Origin of the sequence: Amniculibacterium aquaticum, from assembly GCF_003852705.1 — a bacterium.
GTDB classification, from domain to species: domain Bacteria; phylum Bacteroidota; class Bacteroidia; order Flavobacteriales; family Weeksellaceae; genus Amniculibacterium; species Amniculibacterium aquaticum.
On sequence record NZ_REFA01000003.1, the window covers coordinates 12,111 to 34,174 of the forward strand.

Annotated in this window: 17 protein-coding genes; all 17 read right to left on the bottom strand. The window is 36.4% G+C overall.

Features of this window, described 5'->3' with window-relative positions; all coding sequences use genetic code 11:
• Position 1: 1 nt before the first annotated feature.
• The 17 genes from EIY84_RS02070 to EIY84_RS02150 all read right to left on the bottom strand — a co-directional run bounded on the left by EIY84_RS02070 (position 2) and on the right by EIY84_RS02150 (position 22,034).
• A complete protein-coding gene (locus tag EIY84_RS02070) occupies positions 2 to 1,201 on the bottom strand; it encodes an EpsG family protein (RefSeq protein WP_124640015.1) in 1,200 nt (399 codons plus the stop codon).
• Positions 1,202 to 1,203: 2 nt separating this feature from the next.
• Positions 1,204 to 2,703, bottom strand: coding sequence for an oligosaccharide flippase family protein (locus EIY84_RS02075; protein WP_124640017.1), 1,500 nt, complete (start codon positions 2,701 to 2,703; stop codon positions 1,204 to 1,206).
• A 2-nt stretch (positions 2,704 to 2,705) separates the two neighbouring features.
• Entirely contained in the window at positions 2,706 to 3,914 is a 1,209-nt protein-coding gene (wecC, locus tag EIY84_RS02080) for a UDP-N-acetyl-D-mannosamine dehydrogenase (protein ID WP_124640019.1), read from the bottom strand.
• A 31-nt stretch (positions 3,915 to 3,945) separates the two neighbouring features.
• Complete coding sequence (gene wecB / locus EIY84_RS02085; RefSeq protein ID WP_124640021.1) at positions 3,946 to 5,067, bottom strand: non-hydrolyzing UDP-N-acetylglucosamine 2-epimerase; 1,122 nt, start codon at positions 5,065 to 5,067, stop codon at positions 3,946 to 3,948.
• A gap of 9 nt (positions 5,068 to 5,076) precedes the next feature.
• Entirely contained in the window at positions 5,077 to 6,243 is a 1,167-nt protein-coding gene (locus EIY84_RS02090) for a nucleotide sugar dehydrogenase (protein WP_124640023.1), read from the bottom strand.
• Between the two features lie 2 nt (positions 6,244 to 6,245).
• Entirely contained in the window at positions 6,246 to 7,580 is a 1,335-nt protein-coding gene (locus EIY84_RS02095; protein WP_124640025.1) for a nucleotide sugar dehydrogenase, read from the bottom strand.
• 123 nt (positions 7,581 to 7,703) lie between these two features.
• The gene (locus EIY84_RS02100) at positions 7,704 to 8,678 is read right to left on the bottom strand and encodes an SDR family oxidoreductase (protein WP_124640027.1); all 975 of its coding nucleotides are present in this window, start codon (positions 8,676 to 8,678) and stop codon (positions 7,704 to 7,706) included.
• A gap of 37 nt (positions 8,679 to 8,715) precedes the next feature.
• The gene (locus tag EIY84_RS02105) at positions 8,716 to 9,882 is read right to left on the bottom strand and encodes a nucleotide sugar dehydrogenase (protein WP_124640029.1); all 1,167 of its coding nucleotides are present in this window, start codon (positions 9,880 to 9,882) and stop codon (positions 8,716 to 8,718) included.
• Positions 9,883 to 9,906: 24 nt separating this feature from the next.
• On the bottom strand, positions 9,907 to 12,276 hold the full coding sequence (locus EIY84_RS02110; protein ID WP_124640031.1) for a GumC family protein: 2,370 nt from the start codon (positions 12,274 to 12,276) through the stop codon (positions 9,907 to 9,909).
• Positions 12,277 to 12,284: 8 nt separating this feature from the next.
• Positions 12,285 to 13,034 (bottom strand): polysaccharide biosynthesis/export family protein, encoded by a 750-nt coding sequence (locus EIY84_RS02115; RefSeq protein WP_124640033.1) that lies wholly within the window; start codon positions 13,032 to 13,034, stop codon positions 12,285 to 12,287.
• Between the two features lie 233 nt (positions 13,035 to 13,267).
• Positions 13,268 to 14,212, bottom strand: coding sequence for a sugar transferase (locus tag EIY84_RS02120; protein ID WP_124640035.1), 945 nt, complete (start codon positions 14,210 to 14,212; stop codon positions 13,268 to 13,270).
• Positions 14,213 to 14,243: 31 nt separating this feature from the next.
• The gene (locus tag EIY84_RS02125) at positions 14,244 to 15,311 is read right to left on the bottom strand and encodes a glycosyltransferase (protein WP_124640037.1); all 1,068 of its coding nucleotides are present in this window, start codon (positions 15,309 to 15,311) and stop codon (positions 14,244 to 14,246) included.
• A complete protein-coding gene (locus EIY84_RS02130; protein ID WP_124640039.1) occupies positions 15,308 to 16,444 on the bottom strand; it encodes a right-handed parallel beta-helix repeat-containing protein in 1,137 nt (378 codons plus the stop codon). The genes EIY84_RS02125 and EIY84_RS02130 overlap by 4 nt, the downstream gene beginning before the upstream one ends.
• Entirely contained in the window at positions 16,431 to 17,258 is an 828-nt protein-coding gene (locus EIY84_RS02135) for a glycosyltransferase family 2 protein (protein ID WP_124640041.1), read from the bottom strand. Before EIY84_RS02135 ends, EIY84_RS02130 begins: the two co-directional genes overlap by 14 nt.
• Complete coding sequence (locus EIY84_RS02140) at positions 17,255 to 18,334, bottom strand: EpsG family protein (RefSeq protein WP_124640043.1); 1,080 nt, start codon at positions 18,332 to 18,334, stop codon at positions 17,255 to 17,257. The genes EIY84_RS02135 and EIY84_RS02140 overlap by 4 nt, the downstream gene beginning before the upstream one ends.
• Positions 18,335 to 18,359: 25 nt before the next feature.
• On the bottom strand, positions 18,360 to 19,649 hold the full coding sequence (locus tag EIY84_RS02145) for an O-antigen translocase (protein WP_124640045.1): 1,290 nt from the start codon (positions 19,647 to 19,649) through the stop codon (positions 18,360 to 18,362).
• Between the two features lie 18 nt (positions 19,650 to 19,667).
• Positions 19,668 to 22,034, bottom strand: a complete 2,367-nt coding sequence (locus tag EIY84_RS02150) for a GumC family protein (RefSeq protein ID WP_124640047.1) — start codon at positions 22,032 to 22,034, stop codon at positions 19,668 to 19,670.
• Positions 22,035 to 22,064: the final 30 nt, after the last annotated feature.

Sequence of the window (22,064 nt, forward strand, 5' to 3'; positions counted from 1 at the left end):
GTTAATAAATAAATAATGAAACAATTGGATTGTTTATAAAATGATGGATATTAAATGTATGGATGCCTATAACTCTAAAATTATAAAAAGTATAAATTAATATTATTGGGACTGTGTATATTATATAATTTGAGAATTTGAATTTTTTATATTCTTGCACAAAATAAAACATTACGCCATACAGTATAAAATCAGCAATAACTAAATATCTCCCACCTGATGGCATTTGGCTTAATATATTTGCAAAGCTACCTAAAAGCAAGTAAAAAAGAAATAAACGAAACATTATATCTTTATTAAACTCTTGCTTATTGATGTATAAAATATTTGTAAAAAAAAGAATAATACCGATTCTTACTGTTTTAGATATTTGATAGTAGATACTATAATCATCTAACCTTTCGTTTACGACTTCTACATAAGCTTCTGATGTATAAGAATTTAATTTGCTAGATAAAAAACTTGGTGCGTAATTATTTATTGATGTACGAACTACTTCCATATCTAACTCTGCCAAAAAAAAAGTAAATAAAAAAAACAGAAATAATGGATATAATGGAATTTTTATACTTTTGAATAGGAAAACAATTAACACTGGTAACAATAAACCTAAATGCATAAAACAAGCCATTATTAAAAATAAATAGCCTTTTATTTTTTTTAAAACTAATAAATTAAATGTAGCATAAATAAATATATGAGCCGCACACCAAAAACGCATACCGTTTATATTCCATATACCAATTTGTACAATTAACAGTATTAATATAGCTAAAGCTTGGAGTGAAATTTTACCTTTTGTTTTATCGATAAAAAACCAAATATTTCTGGAAAAGAAAAAACCAAACAATATCCCATACATTAATAATAAATAATGATAATCTCTGGTCGTTTGACTCACTAAATAGGAAGTAAGTGGTTCTATAACATCTAATGTTGTTGAACCTTCGCTATATAAAGATCTTATAAATTCTGGTATGGAATAAACTTGATCTGTGTATGAGTTAAATTTATTGATATAAGCATTAATATCTGCACCTTCGTTTGGAGCAGAAAAATGATAGGCATAAAATGCTGTAAAAGCACACACAACATTTTTAGCCCATTTTTCTCTGTAATTATTAATTGCTATAATTAAAGAAAGAATAGGTAAAAACAAGAAGGTGATGTATCCAAAAGAGGAGTGGACTTTTTTGTGCATCTTTAAAATCTATTAAATTTAATCTTATTTAATAAAGGGTTTATAATTTCCATATAATCTATCTTTATAATTCTTACATATACATAATACGTAATTAAGTAAAATAATCCTGTCAAGAATATCAGAACAAATAAATTTTCAACATTAAAAAATAATAACAATAAAAACTTAATGCCAAAAATTAAAACGAAAGATGGTATAATTATTTTTAATGATAATTTTATTGGAAACAAATCAATCAATTTAACATTAAAATAAGATGCAATAAAACTCATCATGATTACAATTCTTCCAATTTGACAAAAAACTGAAGTCGCTGTAACTAAATAAGGCGAATCAAATAAAGTCACAACAAGCCACTCTAATCCAACAAGAATAAAGGCACCATACATATGCACATTAAAATAAAATTTTTCTCCTCCAATAGATAATAATAAAGGCCCATATGCAATAACAGTGAAAAAATTAACAATTAATTTAATTTGAAAATATGTCCCTGAATCGGCATACTTTTCCCCATACAATATAACCATGATTGAAGAAGCGAAACAAAAACAAAATACAACTAATGGATAAATGATTTTTACTGTTTTACTTAGTACAGACTGCCAAAGTAAAAGTACTTCGGCTTTAGAGTCTTTCCCTTTCTCAAAAACGTGTTTTGAGAAAATAGGTGCAAGCACTGTAGAAGTTGAAGCTATGATCATTCCAACGAATGGCAATTCTAAAGAACCATTCGCAAAATCTGCAAAAACCTCACTTCCAAAATATCTACTAATAAAAAACTGATCTGAAGAAGTAATTATGATCCCCCAGATACTTGCTCCCATAATTGGAATTGTATATTTAAATATTTCTTTATAGGTTACGACAGATTTTTCTTTACCGTAGTTTTTTATTGGATTATTTTTTAAAAACAACGCTACTAAAAAACATAAGAAAGACGAAATAGTAAATCCAATAATAGCCGTATTAATTGTCCCTTTAAATAAAATAACTGGTAAAACTACTGCAGCTAACATAAAAAACTGGGAACAAGTTTTATAAACTGCTAAAAGTTGGGTTTTTTTATATGTTGCCAAAATACCTTCTACTCCCATTGTAGGTAATAGAAATAAAGGAACTAAAGAAAAGTATTTTATAGGTACAACTAATTCGTTATTTTTTAAAACAGATGCAAATAAATCTGCCCCAAAAAAGAAACAAGCTGACATGATTAATCCCATGCCCATTAAAATTAAATTTAATTTAGAAATTAAATCTTTAGCTTGTCCTTTTGTAACTCTGGGTAAAAAATAACTGAATGCTTTAGGTAATCCTAAAGTAAAAACAACTAATAAAGAACTATAAACATACATTACTTGTTTATAAGTACCATAGTCATTTTTATTAAAATAACGACTTAAAAGCATTGAACTTACAATTGTAAACCCAAATGCGGATAAACTACCTAATAAAACCCAAAAAGCTTGTACTGTATTACTACTGGATTTATTTTCCATAATTATTTAATCACTCCACAAAAATCTAATACAATTTGATTTTCGTTGAATTCTAAATTTTTAAATTCTTCATGTGCTACTAACAATACAACAATATCTGCTTTAGTTATAGCTTCTTTATATTCTGTTAGTTTAAAAATTTTATGTTCATGTACATTTGGTTCAACAATAAATAAATCGGAATTACCGGCTTCTTGAATAATACGTTCTGCAATATAAATAGCAGGAGATTCGCGTAAATCATCAATATTTGGTTTAAAAGCCAATCCCATAATAGCAATTGATGGTTGACGACCGTGTTTTAATTCGAACTCTAAACGAGCCGATTTTACTTTTTCTGCACACCAAAAAGGTTTATAATTATTCGTTAAACGCGCTTGAGCAATCATTCGAGATTCCATCGGATAATCTGCAGTAATAAAATACGGATCTACAGCAATACAATGTCCACCAACACCACAACCTGGTTGTAAAATATTTACACGCGGGTGTTTGTTTGCTAAATGGATTAACTCCCAAACATTGATTCCGGCTTTATCACAAATTAATGATAATTCGTTAGCAAAAGCAATTTGTACATCACGCGAAGAGTTTTCGGTTAATTTACACATCTCTGCGGTACGCGCATTTGTAGGATGTAATTCACCTTTAACAAATTGAGCATAAAACTCGATTGCTTTTTTTGTAGAAGTTTCATCAACTCCACCAATTACACGATCGTTATGTACTAATTCGTACATTACATTTCCTGGTAAAACACGCTCTGGACAATATGCTAAATAAATTTTATCTTTTAATTCTGGACGAACTGTAAAAATTAAATCCATCATTTTTTCTGTAGTACCTACAGGTGATGTAGATTCTATAATGTATAAATCTCCCTCTTTTAATAAAGGAATAATACCTTCTGTTGCTGCTTGTACATAAGAGATATCTGGTTCGTGATTCCCTTTAAATGGAGTTGGAACAACAATTAAATACGTATCCGCTGCTACAGCTTTTGTAGCTGCTTTTAAAAATCCGTTTGCTACGGCATTTGCAACAGATTTATCTAAATCAGGTTCTACAATATGAATTTTACCTTGATTAATTGTATCTACCACGTGCTGAGAGATATCAACACCTAAAACTGGTATTTTATTTTCTGCTATTAAAGCAGAAGTTGGTAAACCGATATATCCTAAACCTATTGTTACTACTTTTGGATTCATTTTTTTATTTAGTTATTATTATCTAGTTATTTTATAGTGCCTTTATAAACTCTGCAATTCTTTCACAAGCTTTTCCATCTCCATAAGGATTATGTAATTCACTCATAGAGTTATATTTTTCGTGATTATTTAATAAAAGGTTCGCTTCACTAATAATTTTATTCTTATCAGTCCCTACTAAAATAACTGTACCTGCTTCCACAGCTTCTGGACGTTCTGTAGTATCTCTCATTACTAAAACAGGTTTCCCTAACGATGGAGCTTCTTCTTGCACTCCTCCTGAATCTGTAATAATCATGTACGATTGTGTCATTAACCATACAAATGCAGGATATGCTAATGGATCTATTAATTTAATATTATCAACTGCTGCTAAAATTTCGTTAACAGGTTTTTGAACATTTGGATTTAAATGAACAGGATAAATAATCTGAACATCATCAGTATGTGTTTCAGCAATTTCTTTTAATGCTTCACAAATATTTATAAATCCTTGTCCATGATTTTCACGACGATGTCCTGTTACTAAAATTAATTTTTTAGTTGAATCAACTATATTTTTTAATGCTTCTATTTCACTATTATCTATTTCTTTTACACGAGAAGAACTATCTAATAAAGCATCAATAACCGTATTACCAGTAATTACAATATCCTCTTCTTTAATATTTTCTTTAATTAAATTATCGAATGATTGTTGTGTTGGAGCAAAGTGATAATCAGCTAATCTACCTGTTAATTGTCTGTTCATTTCTTCAGGAAATGGAGACCATTTGTTATGTGTTCTCAATCCAGCTTCGATATGACAAACTTTTGCTCCTGAATAAAATGCAGCTAAAGCAGCTATAGAAGATGTTGATGTGTCTCCATGCACATAAACATAATCAGGTTTAAAGTCATCTAATATTGGCTTTAAATCTGTAATTATATCAGCTGTTAGCGTATATAAGTTTTGGTTTGGCTTCATCAGATTTAAATCATAATCAGGTTTTATTTCAAAAAAATCTAATACCTGATCTAACATTTCTCTGTGCTGAGCTGTTACACAAACTTTAGTTTCAAATTCTGTATTTTTTTGAAATTCTTTTACCAATGGAGCCATTTTAATAGCTTCTGGCCTTGTTCCAAAAATTATTAAGTGTTTAGTTTTCATTTTGTGTTTTTAATCGTTACCAAATAAATCGCGTGTATATACTTTGTTTTTAACATCAATTAAATCATCTGTCATTCTATTAGATATAATTACATCACATTCTTGTTTAAACTTATCTAAATCTTTCATAACAGTAGAACCGAAAAATGTTTCTTCATCTAAAACTGGTTCATAAACAACAACTTCAATTCCTTTTGCTTTGATACGCTTCATGATTCCTTGGATTGCTGATGCTCGGAAATTATCAGATCCTGATTTCATTATCAAACGATAAATCCCTACTATTTTAGGTTCTTTTTCAATTATTGAATTCGCTATAAAATCTTTTCGCGTTCGATTTGAATCAACTATTGCTTTGATTAAATTATTTGGTACTGTATCGTAATTCGCTAATAATTGTTTTGTATCTTTTGGTAAACAATAGCCTCCGTATCCAAATGATGGATTATTGTAATGAGAACCAATACGTGGATCTAACCCTACTCCTTGAATTATCTGTTTACTATCTAAATTATAAGTCTGCGCATAACTATCTAACTCATTGAAATATGCAACACGAAGAGCTAAATAGGTATTAGAAAACAATTTTATTGCTTCGGCTTCTGTTGAATTGGTAAACAAGGTTGGTATATCAGTTTTTATCGCTCCTTCTTTTAAAAGATTTGCAAATTGTTCGGCTCTTTCGCTTATTTCTCCAACGATGATTCGAGAAGGATATAAATTATCGTATAATGCTTTTCCTTCTCGTAAAAATTCAGGAGAAAAAATTACATTTTCAATTCCTAAATCTTCTTTTATTTTTTGTGTAAAACCAACTGGAACGGTTGATTTAATAATCGCAATTGCTTTTGGATTTATAGTTTTTATGTCTTTTAATACAACTTCTACACTTGTTGTATTGAAGTAATTTGTAGATGGATCGTAATCTGTAGGGGTTGCTACAATTACAAAATCAGCATTTTTATAAGCTTCTACTTTATCTAATGTTGCTTTAAAATTTAAAGATTTATTGGATAAAAAATCATTAATTTCAGTATCTTCAATCGGAGATTGTTTATTATTTAACAACGCAATTTTTTCTGGAACAATATCCAACGCAATTACTTCGTTATTTTGTGCCAAAAGCATCGCATTTGATAAACCGACATAGCCTGTTCCTACAACTGTTATTTTCATTATTACAATCTATTATCAGCTTCAGCTAAAATCCCCTTTACATCATAAATAATTCCACCTTCTTTTAGGTATTGAGATAAATCTAAAGTTGTAAATTCTTTGTGTGCTACTGTTAGGATGATGGCATCAAATTGGTTTTCGGCTGTTGGTTGTTGGTTGTCGGTGGTTAATGACTGGTGACTGGTGATGCCGTATTCGTGCATCACTTCTGCCGGATTGGCCCAAGGGTCAAAAGTGCTTACCTCCAAACCATAATCTTCCAATGCTTTGATGACATCTACGGCTTTGGTATTGCGTACATCAGGGCAATTTTCTTTGAAAGTAATCCCCAAATTCAAGATTTTGGCTCCATTGACATGGATGTTTTTCTTGATCATGGTTTTCACGACTTGAGAGGCTACATATTCGCCCATAGAGTCGTTCAATCTTCTACCGGCCAAAATAATTTCCGGATGATAGCCGTGTTCTTGTGCTTTTTGTGCCAAATAATAAGGATCCACACCGATGCAATGTCCACCTACCAATCCTGGTTTGAACGGAAGGAAGTTCCATTTGGTTCCGGCCGCTTCCAATACCGCATGGGTATCGATATCCAAAATATTAAAAATTTTAGCCAATTCATTCACAAAAGCAATGTTAATGTCGCGTTGAGAATTTTCAATTACCTTGGCAGCTTCGGCTACTTTAATGGTCGGTGCCAAATGCGTACCGGCAATGATGACTGATTTGTACAAATCGTTTACAACTTCTCCAATCTCCGGTGTAGAACCCGAAGTTACTTTCAGTATTTTTTCGACCGTATGCTCTTTATCGCCCGGATTGATGCGCTCTGGAGAATAGCCTGCAAAGAAATCTTCGTTAAATTTAAGGCCAGATACACGTTCTAATACAGGAATACATTCTTCTTCAGTTACTCCTGGATAAACCGTGGATTCATAAATCACGATGTCTCCCTTTTTTAGGACTTTTCCTACGGTTTCAGAAGATTTATATAGTGGCGTCAAATCGGGTCTGTTGTTTTTATCGACCGGAGTAGGAACGGTAACAATGTAATAATTACAATCTTTAATATCCTCCAAATTATTACTTACAAAAAGTCCGTTTTCTGAATTATTTTCAGATTTTAATACCGCTTGAAGAATATCATCCTCAACTTCCAAGGTAGAATCTTTCCCTTGTCTTAATTCGCTAATTCTACTTTGGTTAATATCAAAACCAACAACATTATATTTGGTAGCAAACAACCTAGCTAGTGGCAATCCTACATAACCTAAGCCAATGATGGCGATTTTATGACTTGGAGTCTGAGTTTCTTGATGTATATTTTTTGTTTCCATAATTATTTTTGATAAGTTTTTTTATTTTTTGTGTTGGTTAGACGGTTAGACAGTTAGATGGTTAGAATGATAAATAATCCCAATTACTTCCTAACTTTCTAACTTCTTAACTTCTTAACTTCCTCACAACATCTCCTTATGTTCCCAATACCATTTCACGGCTTCTTTTAAACCGCTTTTAATAGGATGAGTCGGTTCATAGCCCAGCATTTGTTTTGCTTTGTCCACCGAAGCCAATGAGTGTGGAATGTCGCCTACTCTATTGGGTCCGTATTTAATTTCAATATTAGAAATCCTGTGGTCGTATTCCGCTAAAAATTCTTTTAAATATTCAGCCAATTGGTTCAGATTGGTTCTATCGCCCACTGCGGTGTTATAAACGGTATTGACCGCTTCGGGATTTTCTGTTAGCATCGCCAATTCATTCATCTGAATGACATTGTCGATATAAGTGAAATCTCTGGAGTTTTCGCCGGTTCCGTTGATGGTTGGGCTTTCATTCTGAATGAACAATTTGGTAAACAACGGAATAACTGCTGCATAAGCCCCTTGAGTATTCTGTCTTCTTCCAAAAACATTAAAATACCTGAGTCCGATGCACGACAAACCATAGGTTTTTGCAAAAACATCGGCATACAATTCATTGACATATTTGGTTACTGCATAAGGAGAAAGAGGCTTCCCAATTACATCTTCCACCTTTGGTAAAGATTCAGAGTCTCCGTAAGTAGAGGAAGAAGCGGCATACACAAATCGTTTGATGTTTTGGTCTCTTGAAGCCGTTAGCATGTTTAAAAATCCGCTTACATTGACTTCATTGGAAGTGATTGGATCTTTAATGGATCTAGGAACCGAGCCTAATGCCGCTTGATGCAAGACAAAATCCATACCTGCACACGCTTTTTGGCAAGTCTCCAAATTTCGGATATCACCTTCTATTAATTCATAGTTTTTGTTGGCTAAAAATTCTTCTACATTGTGCTTGTAGCCTGTAGAAAAATTATCCAAACATCTTACAAAATAACCTTTATTTAAAAAATACTCGGTAAGATTGGAACCAATAAATCCGGCTCCTCCGGTAATTAATATTCGTTTCATAGTTTAGTTTTTAGTTTTAGTTTAAATCCTCAATATATTAATCCCCCCCAAACAAATCTCTGGTAAACACTTTCTCTTTCACTTCTTCCAATTCTGGAGCGTTGCGGTTGGAGATGATGACATCGCATTCCTGTTTGAAGGCTTGCAAATCCTTCATCACTCTGGAGCCAAAAAAGGTTGCGTCTTCCAGTACCGGTTCATAGACCACCACCTCTATCCCTTTGGCTTTTATTCTTTTCATGATGCCTTGTATCGCCGAGGCACGGAAGTTGTCGGATCCGGATTTCATGATCAATCGGTAAACGCCTACTTTTTTAGGATTTTTGGCGATGATGGTATCGGCAATAAAATCTTTTCGGGTACGGTTGGCATCCACAATGGCTTGTATGATGTTGTTGGGTACCGCATCGTAATTCGCCAAGAGCTGTTTGGTATCTTTTGGCAGGCAATATCCACCGTAACCAAAAGAAGGATTGTTGTAATGCGAACCAATTCTTGGATCCAGTCCTACGCCTTCTATGATTTGTTTGCTGTCCAAATTATGGATTTGCGCATAGGAATCCAACTCGTTGAAGTACGCCACACGCATCGCCAAATAGGTGTTGGAGAACAACTTGATGGCTTCGGCTTCCGTAGAGTTGGTGAACAAGGTAGGCACCTCTTGTTTGATGGCGCCTTGTTGCAAGAGCTGTGCAAAGATTTTTGCCCTTTCGCTTTGCTCACCAATGATGATCCTGGACGGATAAAGATTGTCGTACAAGGCTTTGCCCTCTCTGAGAAATTCCGGAGAGAACATGATATTTTGAACCCCGGTTCTTTCCTTCAAATCTTGGGTAAAGCCCACCGGTACGGTCGATTTGATGATGATGACCGCCTGTGGATTGTGGTTTTGCACTTCCTGCACCACGGCTTCCACAGATTGGGTGTTGAAATAATTGGTTTTGGGATCGTAGTCCGTAGGGGTAGCCACAATGACAAAGTCGGAATTTTTATAGGCTACTTCTTTATCTAAAGTCGCTTTGAAATTAAGCTTCTTGGATTGTAAAAATTCGGAAATTTCTTTGTCCTCGATGGGAGAAATTCCTTTGTTCAGCATTTCTACTTTTACTGGAATGATGTCTAAGGCTACGACCTCGTTATGCTGTGCGAGAAGCATCGCATTGGAGAGTCCTACATATCCGGTTCCTACAACGGTTATTTTCATTTAGTTTTTTTCGATTTGAGTATTTTACCAAAGGCCTAAAAAGCCTTTCTTTTTGTTTTTTTCGTGCAGGTGTCCATATCCATATCCATATCCATATCCATATCCATAACCTTTGGAGTAGTCTATCCCGTTGATGATGACGGCAAGGTTGTTGAGTTTATGGGATTCGTAGGATTCTTCCAATACGGCAAGCATTCTCTTGTCCATGTGGTTGACACGGGTGAGATAGAGCGTAAGGTCTGCATGTTTTGCAATGATCTGCGCATCGCCCACCAAAGAAACCGGAGGGGCATCTAAGATGATGTAATCGTACTGGGACTTCCATTGGTTGATCAGTTGCTCCAATCGATCGGTCATCAACAATTCGGCAGGATTGGGTGGTATGCTCCCGGAGTGGAGAATGTCGAACCCGTATTTGGCTGTGCTCTTGATAATCGTTTGAGACAGATCCAATTGTTCATCGGCCAAGAGATTGGACAAGCCCGACTGGGATTTGTACGCATCCAAATCCATGTACGCCAATAGTTTTGGAGATCTAAAATCGGCACCTATCAGTAAAACTTTCTTTTTGGATAGGGAAATAATCTGCGCTAGATTGATGGACGCAAATGTCTTGCCCTCTCCGGGAATGGCAGAGGTTAGCAATATGGTTTTGCAGCCTTCGACCTGTGGCATCATGAACTGCAGATTCCCACGCAATATCCTGAACGATTCGGCTACTGAAGAGTGGTCGTTGTTGGAAATGACATAGTTGGGTACTTCTGCCAAAGGAATATCTCCCAAGATGGGTCCTTTGTATATTTTTTTGATGTCGTGTCTGCTTTTTACTTTATTATCCAGCATAAAGAGCAGATACAGAATGGAGACCGGAATGACCAACCCCAAGATGAACGCTCCAAGGTAGATGATGTTTTTCTTAGGACTTACGGGGATGCCGTTGCTGTACGCCAGATCCACAATTTTTATGGCATCTACTTTTGCCGATGCCTTAATCTCGGCTTCTTCTCTTTTCTCTAACAAGAAAAGGTAGATGGCTTCGACAATTTGCTGTTGTCTGGCAATTTTTTTGAAACCCAATTCTTGCTGAGGCATCTTGTTGAGCTTGGAAGTCAACTCCCCTTTTTTTGCCTCTACGGCTGACAATCTTGTCTGAAGTGTAGATTGGAACAGTCTCAGGTTATTTTTTACAGAAGATTTTACATCTCTAATGTTCTCATTTAGAGCCTGCATGACAGGATTGGCGTCCTTCATGGACTTGCTAAGGTCTTGTTTTTCCAGTACCAATTGGTTGTAGCTGTCGATCCCGGAATTGAGGCTAACATCTTCCAGACCTACATTGGCCGGCAAGAGCACATCTTTGGAACGGCTAAGGTTGGCCATCATTTGGTTTGCAATTTGAAGCTGAGCGGTTAGGGAAACCACATCTTTGTCCACTTGGAAGGCATTGGTCATGTACATCCCGCCTTCGGCTTGCAGGTCGTTGACTTTATTGCTTGTTTTGAAACTTTCCATGGACTTGTCCACACCGGAAAGGTCGTTGGAAATGATCTTCAAACGGTTGTTGATAAAGTCAGCCGTAGCTTTGGAAATTACATTTTTATCTTCCTGCAAATCGGTGTTGTACACATCGATCAGGGTATTGATGGTGCTTTCGGCTTTTTTGACATCGTTGCTCACCAAAGAGAGGTTGACCACTTTGGACTTGCCGTCTTTTTCGGCTTCCACCTGAAGCCGGTTTCTCAATTTATCCGCTGCAAAATTAATGGACTGAAAATGAACCTCAAAAGCTTGAGCGCCTGAGAATTTTTTAGGATTTTTATTGATGACGAAGAGTCCAAAGTCGGATTTCACCGGTGTTCCGTAGGTGTATTTTCCTTCTTGAACGAAGGATTTGTCTAAAATCTCATAGCCTTCCTTACTCAACTTCAAAAATAGAGAACCTTTCAGTTTTTCATCGTGAAAAACATTTGGATTTTGAAATGAAAACACAACAGGGCTTTCGGATTTAGAAACCTCTGAAGTATTGATCCTTCCTTTGTTGATGTACTGTACATTAAGCTCATTTTTTTCCACGACTTTGGTCATCAATCTTCTGGACTTTAGAATCTTGGATTGATCCGTAACCATGGCGTTGTCTTTGGAACCGAAGCTGACTGCATCTTTAATGGCCTCCAATTCTGGAGAAGCTGCATCTTTGTCCTTCAACAAGATCTGTGCAGAAACATTGTACTGTTTTGTGGCGTATCTTAAATATAAAAACGCTAAAGATAAACACAGGAAAATGGATAACAAAAACCATTTCCAATAGGCGATGTATTTTTCTAAAAGTTCTCTTAAATTAATGGTTTCCTCTTCTTGTTCGGTGTTGTATTGAGAAAAATTCTGATTGTCCATGAAAAAAATTAACGGGTGATGATGGCGATTAACGAAACGGCAATACTGATGGCCCCAATCCAAATGGAATAGTTGACCACGGAGTTTTGTACCTGAGCTCTATTCGGTTCTACATAGACCAAGTCATTTTGTTGCAGGTAGTACGCAGGAGAATCCAAGACTTCTTTTTTGGTAAGGTCCAAAGTATAAGTCGTTTTTTGTCCGTTTTTTTCACGGATCACCAAGACATTTTCTCTTTTCCCCTGTATGCTAAGATCTCCAGCCATGGCGATGGCTTCTAGAACGGTTACCCTTTCGGTGGGCAGCGTAAAGTTACCCGGTCTTGCAACTTCTCCCAAAACGGAGACTCTGAAATTGGTAAAGTTGATGTTAACTCCAGGATCTACGATGTACTTGTTGAGTTTTTCTTTGATTTCGTCGGTTGCTTGTTGACGGGTTAGTCCAGCCAATTGAAGTTTCCCGAGTATTGGAAAATCGATGCTTCCGTCTTGCTGTACGGTATAATTTTTAGCAGTACTTGCAGTTGCGGCACCCGTTTGTGACAATTGGTTAAAAGGCGCTGCAGCCTTCATGTCCACAGCGGTCACATTGATCGCCAAGATATCGTCTGCCTGAATTTTAGGAATGTTGTTTTCGTAAAGGGTGTTGAGATTTGCATCTCCCTGAAAATACACAATATTTTTTTTGGAAGCGCAAGAAAAAAGCACGAAAAGTATAGAAAAACCGAGGAAAATCGGCTTCAATGCTGGTCGTTTCATGAGTTTAATTTATTAGTTTAATTTGAAGTCAGGCAAAAATACGGTTTTCTATTGAAAACACGGTATTAGGAATGTTAAATTTAAAAAAATGTTTGATTTAGTGAATGTCCTTCGGTAGTTGACGGAACTTTGATGAAGGGATGGAGTGATGGAGTGATGGGGTGATGGAGTGATGAAGGGAAGGAGTGATGGAGGGAAGCAATTGACCAAATATAAAAAAACGAGCTGAAGACTTAGTTTCCGCTCATTTTTACGACGACTTTTACAGTCTTCAACAAGGTTTCTACATCTAAAAATATGGACATGTTCTTGATGTAGTAAAGGTCGTATTCTAATTTTTTCAGATTGTCTTTGGGCGTTGCTTTGGGCAAATGCACCTGAGCCCAACCGGTAACTCCGGGTTTTATGATGTGCCTAAGATCAAAGTAGGCATTTTCGTCGTTGGCCATTCTTACAAACTCTGGTCTTTCCGGCCGTGGTCCTATTAAAGACATATCGCCTTTTAGAATGTTAAGGATCTGCGGCAGCTCGTCGATCTTGGTCAGCCTGAGCCATTTACCAATTTTCAACACTCGGGAATCTTTGGCTTCTGTATAACCGCCGCTGTGTTTCAGCTTCATGGTTCTGAGCTTATAGATGTTAAAAGGTTTGGAGTTTTTCCCTACTCGCTCTTGTACAAAAAAGACTTTTCCCGGTGAGGAAATCCAAATAAGCACAGCTCCTAAAAGAATGAGTGGCAAAGCAAAAGGGATAAGAAGAATGGAAATGAGCAAATCGATGAATCTTTTGAGAAAAAGATATCCGGTTTTATTTCCCAAAGACAGGGTTTCATCGGCCAAATAGGTATTGGTATTGTATTTGACCAAAGGAACTCTTTGGTTGACTAATTCGTAAAAGTCGTGGATTTCGAAAACCTTAACGCCCATGAATTTCGAAGCGACCAACTCGTGGGTAAGCTGTTGGGATATGGAGCGCACACTGGATGCTTCAACAATAATGTACTGTATATTATTGTCCTTACAAAAGTCGGTATTTAATTCTTCTTCAACAGAATCAAAATGAAATGCTTTGTAATTTTTATCGAACTTTTTACCGTCGAACAATTTTTTAGAAATATCGTTGACATTGATAAAAAGACAATTAATTTTTCCCGTTCTGAATCTACCCTCCACTTTCATGTTTACTAAGGTTGCAAAGTAAATAAAAATTTCATAATAAAGAATACAAGTTCATATATTTTTTATACATTTCTTGGATATCGAATGATTTTTCATAAGTTAATCTCGCATTTTTAGAAAATTTAAGATATTTTTCATCGTTATTAACCGTTTGATGAATGGCATCAAGAAAATCTTCTTTGGTATTTTGTACCGCAAAACCGTTTTCGCCGTCTAAAATTTCGGTGATGCCCCCCACGGCTGACGCCACCACAGGAACTCCGTAACAAAGGGCTTCCAATATGGACATGGGCAAACCTTCGTAATTGGAAGGCAGCATAAAAACATCGGCATATTTTAGATATTGATGCGCATCGGGAGCTTCGCCCATGCAAAAAACATTTTCAGGCGCATCCTTTACAACTTCCCGATTTCCTATCCAGACAAATTTGAAACGAGGATCGTATGAAAAAGCTTGAGCCACTTCACAAAAAAGATCGAAGCGTTTAGGAGCAGACAGCCTTGCAATACAGAGTATAATTTTGGCTCCGACTGTTTTATTTTTTGTTAAAAAATCCGTTATATCCGGTCTTTGGTCTTTAATTTCCGTTCTTGTAAAATCGGAAATGGCGTTGTAGATGCACGATACATTTTGCGTGATGCCTTCGGCCTTCATGCCTTCAACATCGTACTTGCTGACCCCGACAATTTGTGCACATTTGTTTTGGCAAAACTTTTCTACGGGTAAAAATTTTCTAAACGCCACACGAATGGAATCGAAACCGTGAACGGTATAGACGATCTTGGACGATGGAAAAACCAACCTTCCCAAAGCGCCAATTTTGGAGGAATGAAGGTGGATTACATCCGGCTTGTGCAGGCGATGGGCTTTTTTCAGCGCTGCCATCACTTTCACTTCTTTGATGGGAGATATGGCTCTTTGGAGACTCTTGATGCGGATCTGCCCTACCCTTTTGTCCAACAAATCCCACATGGGACCTTGAAGTTCTGAAAGCACAAAAACCTCATGCCCGTCTAGTACCAAGCGGTTCACCAAATTAAGCACCACCGATTGTGCTCCGCCCAAATCGGCTAATGTTATGACATGGAAAATTTTCATTGAAGTTTTAATCCCGCTTTCGATTGTACGGTTTCTTTAAATTTCTGATTTTTCTGAACATCATTAATGTTCACTTTATTAAAAAGTATATTGATTCGGTGTTTTTCTGGTGTGGTCCAAAAACTTGCCTCTCGATTGTTCAACCATTGCGTGTTTTCGACTTTAATGGTTCCTTTGGCATCAAATTTATTTTTTTGATCGCCTTGGTTTAGAGAAGTTAGAAATGCATGATTGGATCCCTGATCAATATGTCCGTCAATGGTCAGGCCTATACTTTTTGCTGCTGAATCGGTATTTACATTTAGTGCATTCATGTTCACGGCAATACCGGCTTGCTTGTTGTTGTAGGTGTAGATGTTTTTTAAATTCACATTCTCAATAACATCTTTGTACCAGCTGGGTTCTACATCGACACCGGCTTCGGGGTCATGACCGAAAGTGTTGGATATAAAAAGTTGTTCTACCCACACATTTTTTCCGGAGGTTATCGACAGTCCGTTTCTTCTTGCCGAATCGATCCACCCTCCTTTCACTTGGATGTTTTCTGAAAATCCGCCGTCTTCCGAACCTATGAACAAGCCGTCGCCAAAGGTATTTTTAATCCTAAGATTTGTAATTTTTATATTTTTTGAATTGAGAATGCAAATACCGGCAGACCATTGTCCTTCTTGTTGGATGCGTGCAAATTTGCTCCCTTCGATTTGTGGATTGATCAATACTACATTTTCAACATTATAAATTTTCAAAACATCATCCAATTTTTTCATGGCGGGACCTTGAAAAATAAGCCAAGCATTTTTAGGGAAATATACCGTTTGGTTGGATTTTAATTTCAATCCATTTTTATTAATCAATACCGGGAAGTTGGGCATCATGACTTTGTCGTAACCATCGATGGCCTTTTGCAAATATTGGGTATAATCTACATTCCCTTTTACCGAATAATTTTTGGGCAATGCTTTGGTCAGATCGTAATAGCCCTTCACTTTTTGAGAAGAAACTTTCCAATATTTCGACACCAAAGATGTGGGTACGGTTTGGTATTGGTGGTTAGATTGCGACTTGAAACAGGATTGAAACACCGAAAAAATCAAGCACAGTACGAAAATGAATTTCAGATTATACTTTTCCATGGATAAGGTCTTCAATTTTTAAATTGTCTAGTGGAATTGCATTTCTATTTTGAATCATCAAACCTTCTTTACCCACCAAGTCCATTAAAAAATATACGGCTTGAGCGGCAAAATAGCGCAATGCAAATTTAATAAAAATAGGGCTGTAGCCGTGTTTCTTCAAGGCATACAGTACTCCTTTATTTCCTTTTACATATTTCTTCCAATATTTGTTACCAAACTCTCTGTAAAACAACAAAGGCTCTGATAATTTCATGAATTTGGATTGCTGAAACTGACTGAGCCACAATTCAGCATCTTCAATTCTTTCTGCTTGTACATCGTAAGGATGTTTTCTGAACCATTCGGTTTTTGCCATAACGGTTGGGTGCCAAAATGTTCGTACCGGGACGACTTTCTCTGTACTTATTTCATCACGAATGCCGTTGACCGCATCGTTTTCGTCTATGGAATAAATATTGGTTCCCAAAACATCAATAGTAGGATCTTGAAGCAAGGCTTGCAACTGTTTGGCAATTCTTTCGGGATGCATGATGTCATCGGCATCCATGCGGGCCAGATATTCGGTTTCGACCAAAGATGGAATTTGGTTAAGTCTGAAACCTAAATTTTTATTCATTCCGTCTGAATACACCTTAATTCTAGGATCTTTTTCTGCATATTTATTCGCAATACCCAAAGATCCGTCGGTAGATCCATCGTCCATTAACAACAGGACAAAATCTTTATGGGTTTGCCAAAGAACAGACTCTATGGCCTGTGCCAAATAGGTTTGAGCATTGTAAAAAGGTATGGCAATGGTTACCGCTGTCATGATTGATAATACATAGATTGGAAAATTACAAAAATTATGGCTAGGAACAATACGGAAACTATTGAAGTTCGGTACTGTCCGTTTTCTGCAAAAGCAGGTGCCAATAAAAAGGGGATAAACATCCAAGACATGACTCCCCAACGATCGGAAAAAGGCAATTGGAACATCATAAAAAACATCATACTCAGCGCCATATAAGTCTTGAATAAGACATCATAGTTTTCTTGCTTTTGTCCATACTTTCGAATGAGAAAAAAGATGAGCAAAAACAGGGTATTAAAAATAACAAACTGAGGTTTGAAACCGATGCTAAATTCTTTATCGAAAGATCCGTCGATGTATTTGGACTTTCTATCTCCTGCAAAAACATCACCCAAAACCGGCCCTAAGGAGAGTAAACTTACCTTAAAATACGCCAAAACAACAAATACAAAGTACAGTACGGTATAATATTTTATTGGCAATTTCCTAAAGACATTCACCAAAATTAATACGACAATAATAGCAATACTGGTTACATGGAATCCTACAGAGCAGAGAGCCGCCAACAGCCACAGTGCAACATTTCTAGGATTACGAAGATATAAAGCCACAGCCAAAAGCAAAAATGCCAACGAAACTCCTTGCCGAACAATATTGACCCCTAAACTTTGAAAACTGTACAAACTAACAAAGGAAAACAACACAAACAAGACATTGTATTGGAATTTTCTAGAAAAAACAAGACTTGCCAAATACAAGACCAACAAATACAATGCGGATAGAGAGAAAATATAATATCGGGGATCGTTAGACCAACCGTGTACAAAAGCCATGAACCATTTGACCAAAATCTCAGTACCAAAATCAATCTTTTTATAATAGGTGTATTGATATTTGTACATCAAAGTATCGGTACCTACTTTGTAATCCCGCAGTCCAAAAAGAATGACAATAGCGGTCATAAAAAATACAGAAACCAAAACCCCTAAAGTTTGTGCTTGCTTTCTGCGCACATCGACCTTCAATGCAAACAACAATGCAAAGAATACGAAAAATGCATACATTAAAAAATATGTAAAATTAAATTCTTTCATAATTTTTAGCGTTCACCACTCTGGGTTATTCCATTATTTTTCTTTTGAAAATAATCACAAATGTAATAAAGTAAAGGATAAACAAAAACATATAGGCCATAGCAGCGCCATCGACTCCAAAACGATCGACCAAAAAATAAGTGAGAACGATCTGGACAACAATGGCCAATACATCAATAACAATAACCGTCCACACTTTGGCTCTTGCCACCAAAGCAAAGCTGAGAATCTGAGCACAAACCTTAAAAAAATCGCCAATCAATTGATATTGAAACAAACTCTGAGCCGGCAAGAAGCTTTCATCGGCCAAAAGTATAATCATCCAATATTTGAAAATAAATATCGCCAACAGCAAAACCACCACGATCGGTACGATCATTTTATAAACCGATTTTATCTCGCTCACGATGGATTCATACGATTTTAACGAGGATATTTTGGGAATGAAATAAGTGGTAACCGTAAGAGAAAAAAACATGAGACTTGCACCAGAAATCCTGAGTACCAACTCATAAAGCCCGGCTGAAGACAAACTTACTTTGTCGATAATGATGTTCCGAATCACGATCGCCGACCATGGGAAAAATGCATACGAAACGATTCCCAACAAGCCAAAATGCGCTAGACTTTTGAGGTGTGGGATTTGAATTTTCTGCATGAAATGGTCTTTCTTAAACCATTCTTTTTTTCTTAGGACAAACAAGACCACCAAAAGTGAAAATACAGGAGCCAAAACCACCGAGAGTAAAGCGCCGGTTATCCCATAAAGATAAATAAATACCAATGACAATGCTAGAGTTATGACATTGGATATGATGTTGAGCCGATTGGTTAGTTTGTATTGTCTAAAACCATTGACCACAGAAATCAACAAATTATTGACCACATACAGCAAAAGCGAAACTCCAAAAACATAAAATACAATTTCGTACTGTTCCGAGTCGAATATCCAAACTGAAAAGGTTTTGGGCAGTATCAATAAAAATAATCCTATCGTTGATGACAATATTAACGACACCTGAAAGCATGTCGAAATAATCGATTTTAAATCGTGTTGATTTTGGTGTGTTGAATATTCTGAAATATACTTGATCAACCCCTGACTGAATGCACCACCTCCAAAAACCAAAACGATGAGTACAAAACTGTAGAGCTGTCCAAAAAGTGCCATACCCTCGGTACCCAACTTCAAAGCGATGAATTTCCCAATAATCAAGGTCGTTAGGATCTTAATCACGGAAGCAATGGCAGAATAGAAACTTGCCGAAACAAATTCCTTTCCTTTCAGTTTGGCCAAAATACCTTGAAGATTCATTAGCGACAAAGCTCGATTTTAGGATCTAAAAATCTTTTGCCACCATTTCTTTTCAGAAGCATGATATCCGTAACCTAGGGTATTTCCATAGCCGAAATTTCGCTTTTGAACATCGTTCAAAACAAAATTTACATTGTTCAATCGTTTGGCCTCCACAGAATGGTTGGCAAATTCGATAAACGATCTTTCGGATTTTTCGGAACGCGTCATGTACAAAGTTGCATCGGCAATATCCGAAATAATGAAGGTGTCCGTCACCAACATCAACGGCGCACAATCGATGATGAGATAGTCGTATTGGTCTTTTACCTGATCAATCAATTGACTGTATCTACCATTTTCCAACAGCGTGGTCGGATTTGGCGGAATGGTTCCGGAATAAATAATATCGCAATACTTAGAAAAAGGACTCGGATGCATGATACTTTCTACCGAATCGACATTCTCTGAAAGATACTCGGACAGACCGGGAGCCGAAAACTTGCTCGGGTCGTAGCGTTGCAACTGAGGATTTCGGATGTCCGAACCGATCAACAAAACTTTTCTTTTTGGTGACCCCAAAGCTATGGCCAAATTGGATGACACAAAGGTTTTCCCTTCTCCTTTTGATGAGGAAGTGATCATGATGATCCTACCTTTATCTTTTTTCGGTAATATAAAATTAAGATTGGTCACCAGAATCCTAAACGCTTCAGCCATGGGCGACACATCGTTCATCTGAATAAGCGGTTGGGCTTTACGATCCAAACGAGGGATCTCACTGATGATTGGGATGTTGGACATCTTCTCGATGTCGTGCTTGGTTTCAATACTGTTGTTGAACAATTCTTTGAGATAGATGAAAGTAAATGGCAATAACAATCCAAGAACTAACGAAGCCAAAAGAATGATCATTTTCTTAGGTGATTCCGGCTTTTTTAAGGTGTAGGCTTGATCGATTACCCTAGCCTTATCCGATGTCATGGCCAAAGAAATGGCGGATTCTTCTCTTTTTTGTAAAAGCAAAAGATAAAGACCTTCCTTGATCTGTTGTTGTCGTTCTATGGTTCGGAATAATTTTTCCTGAGTTGGGAATTTATTTATTTTGGAATCAAAACTTCCTTGTTGCGAAATGATTTGAGCCCTGGACATATTCAAGGCTGAAATGTGTTTAGCCAAACCTTCTTTCACAGAATTGCGCATTTGTTTAATTTGAGCTTCCACCTCTATCACCAAAGGGTTTTCTTCGGTTGCATTTTCCAACAATTTATTTCTTTGCAAGACCAAAGAGTTGTACACTTCTATATTCTTACTGGCGGCAACATTGTCCAGACCTACATTGGCCGGTAGGGTCTGTCCCAGTCCTTGTTTGTTAAGAAATCCTAGAAGCATCTGGCTCATCTGAAGTTGGTTTTCCAAATTCAATTCTTTAGCCGTAGCTTCGGTGCTTAGTTGCAGATTGAGTTTAGCTTCAGTAGGGATATCAACAATTTCGTTGGATTTTTTAAATCGTTCTCTTTCGTTTTCTACATCGCCTAATTCTTTGGAAATGATGGAAATCCTCTCATCGATAAAATCTTTTGTTCTTTTGGACTCGGTATTCTTATCGGTAATCGCATCCAGATTGTAGTATTTCACCAAAGTATTAAGAAATTCTTTAGATTTCTCCCTATTTTCACCTACCAACACCAGATTGATCACCGTAGCATCTTTATCGGCCAAATCCACAGTCAGTTGTTTTTGAAAACCTTCTACAGCATCGGCAAAAGTTTGATATCTGAATTTGAATTCGTTATCGTTTCTAAACTTCAAAAATTTAGGCTTTTGATAAGCTTTATTTTTCTGAATGATGATGTTGGCAAAAGGTAGAGAAATGGTTTTATCAAACTCAGACTTAATTTTCCCAGATAATTCAGGAGAAGAAATCACCAATTGATTTCCATTGATTTCCACTTCAATTTGTTCTTTAGGAAATTTTTCAACTTCTTTTTCAGCAAGTACATGCACCGTAAAAGGACTGGTTTTTTGGTACAACTCGCTGTCGTAATACTTACCAATGCTGAACACCGGAATTTGCACCCCCAAATCTTTCACAACATCGCCGATGAGTTTTTTGGTACGGAAAACTTCCAATTCGTTTTCGATGCTGTTGGTTCCCATCCCGCTAAAACCGGCTAAATTTTGCAAGACCCCAAAATCTCCAGAAGCCGAAGACATTTTTTTGGCATCTTTGATAAGGACTTTGGTTTCGGATTTGTAAACCGGAGCGGTTATTTTGATGTACACCAAACTCAACGCCAAAAACATTGCAACGCAAAAAGCAAATGTTTTCCATTTGCTGATGTAAGGTTTCAAAATATCGCTAAGATTGGTCTCTTTTTTTATTTTTCCTGCTTCTTGATTCATTCTGATCAATTAATATCTTTCAATTGTATT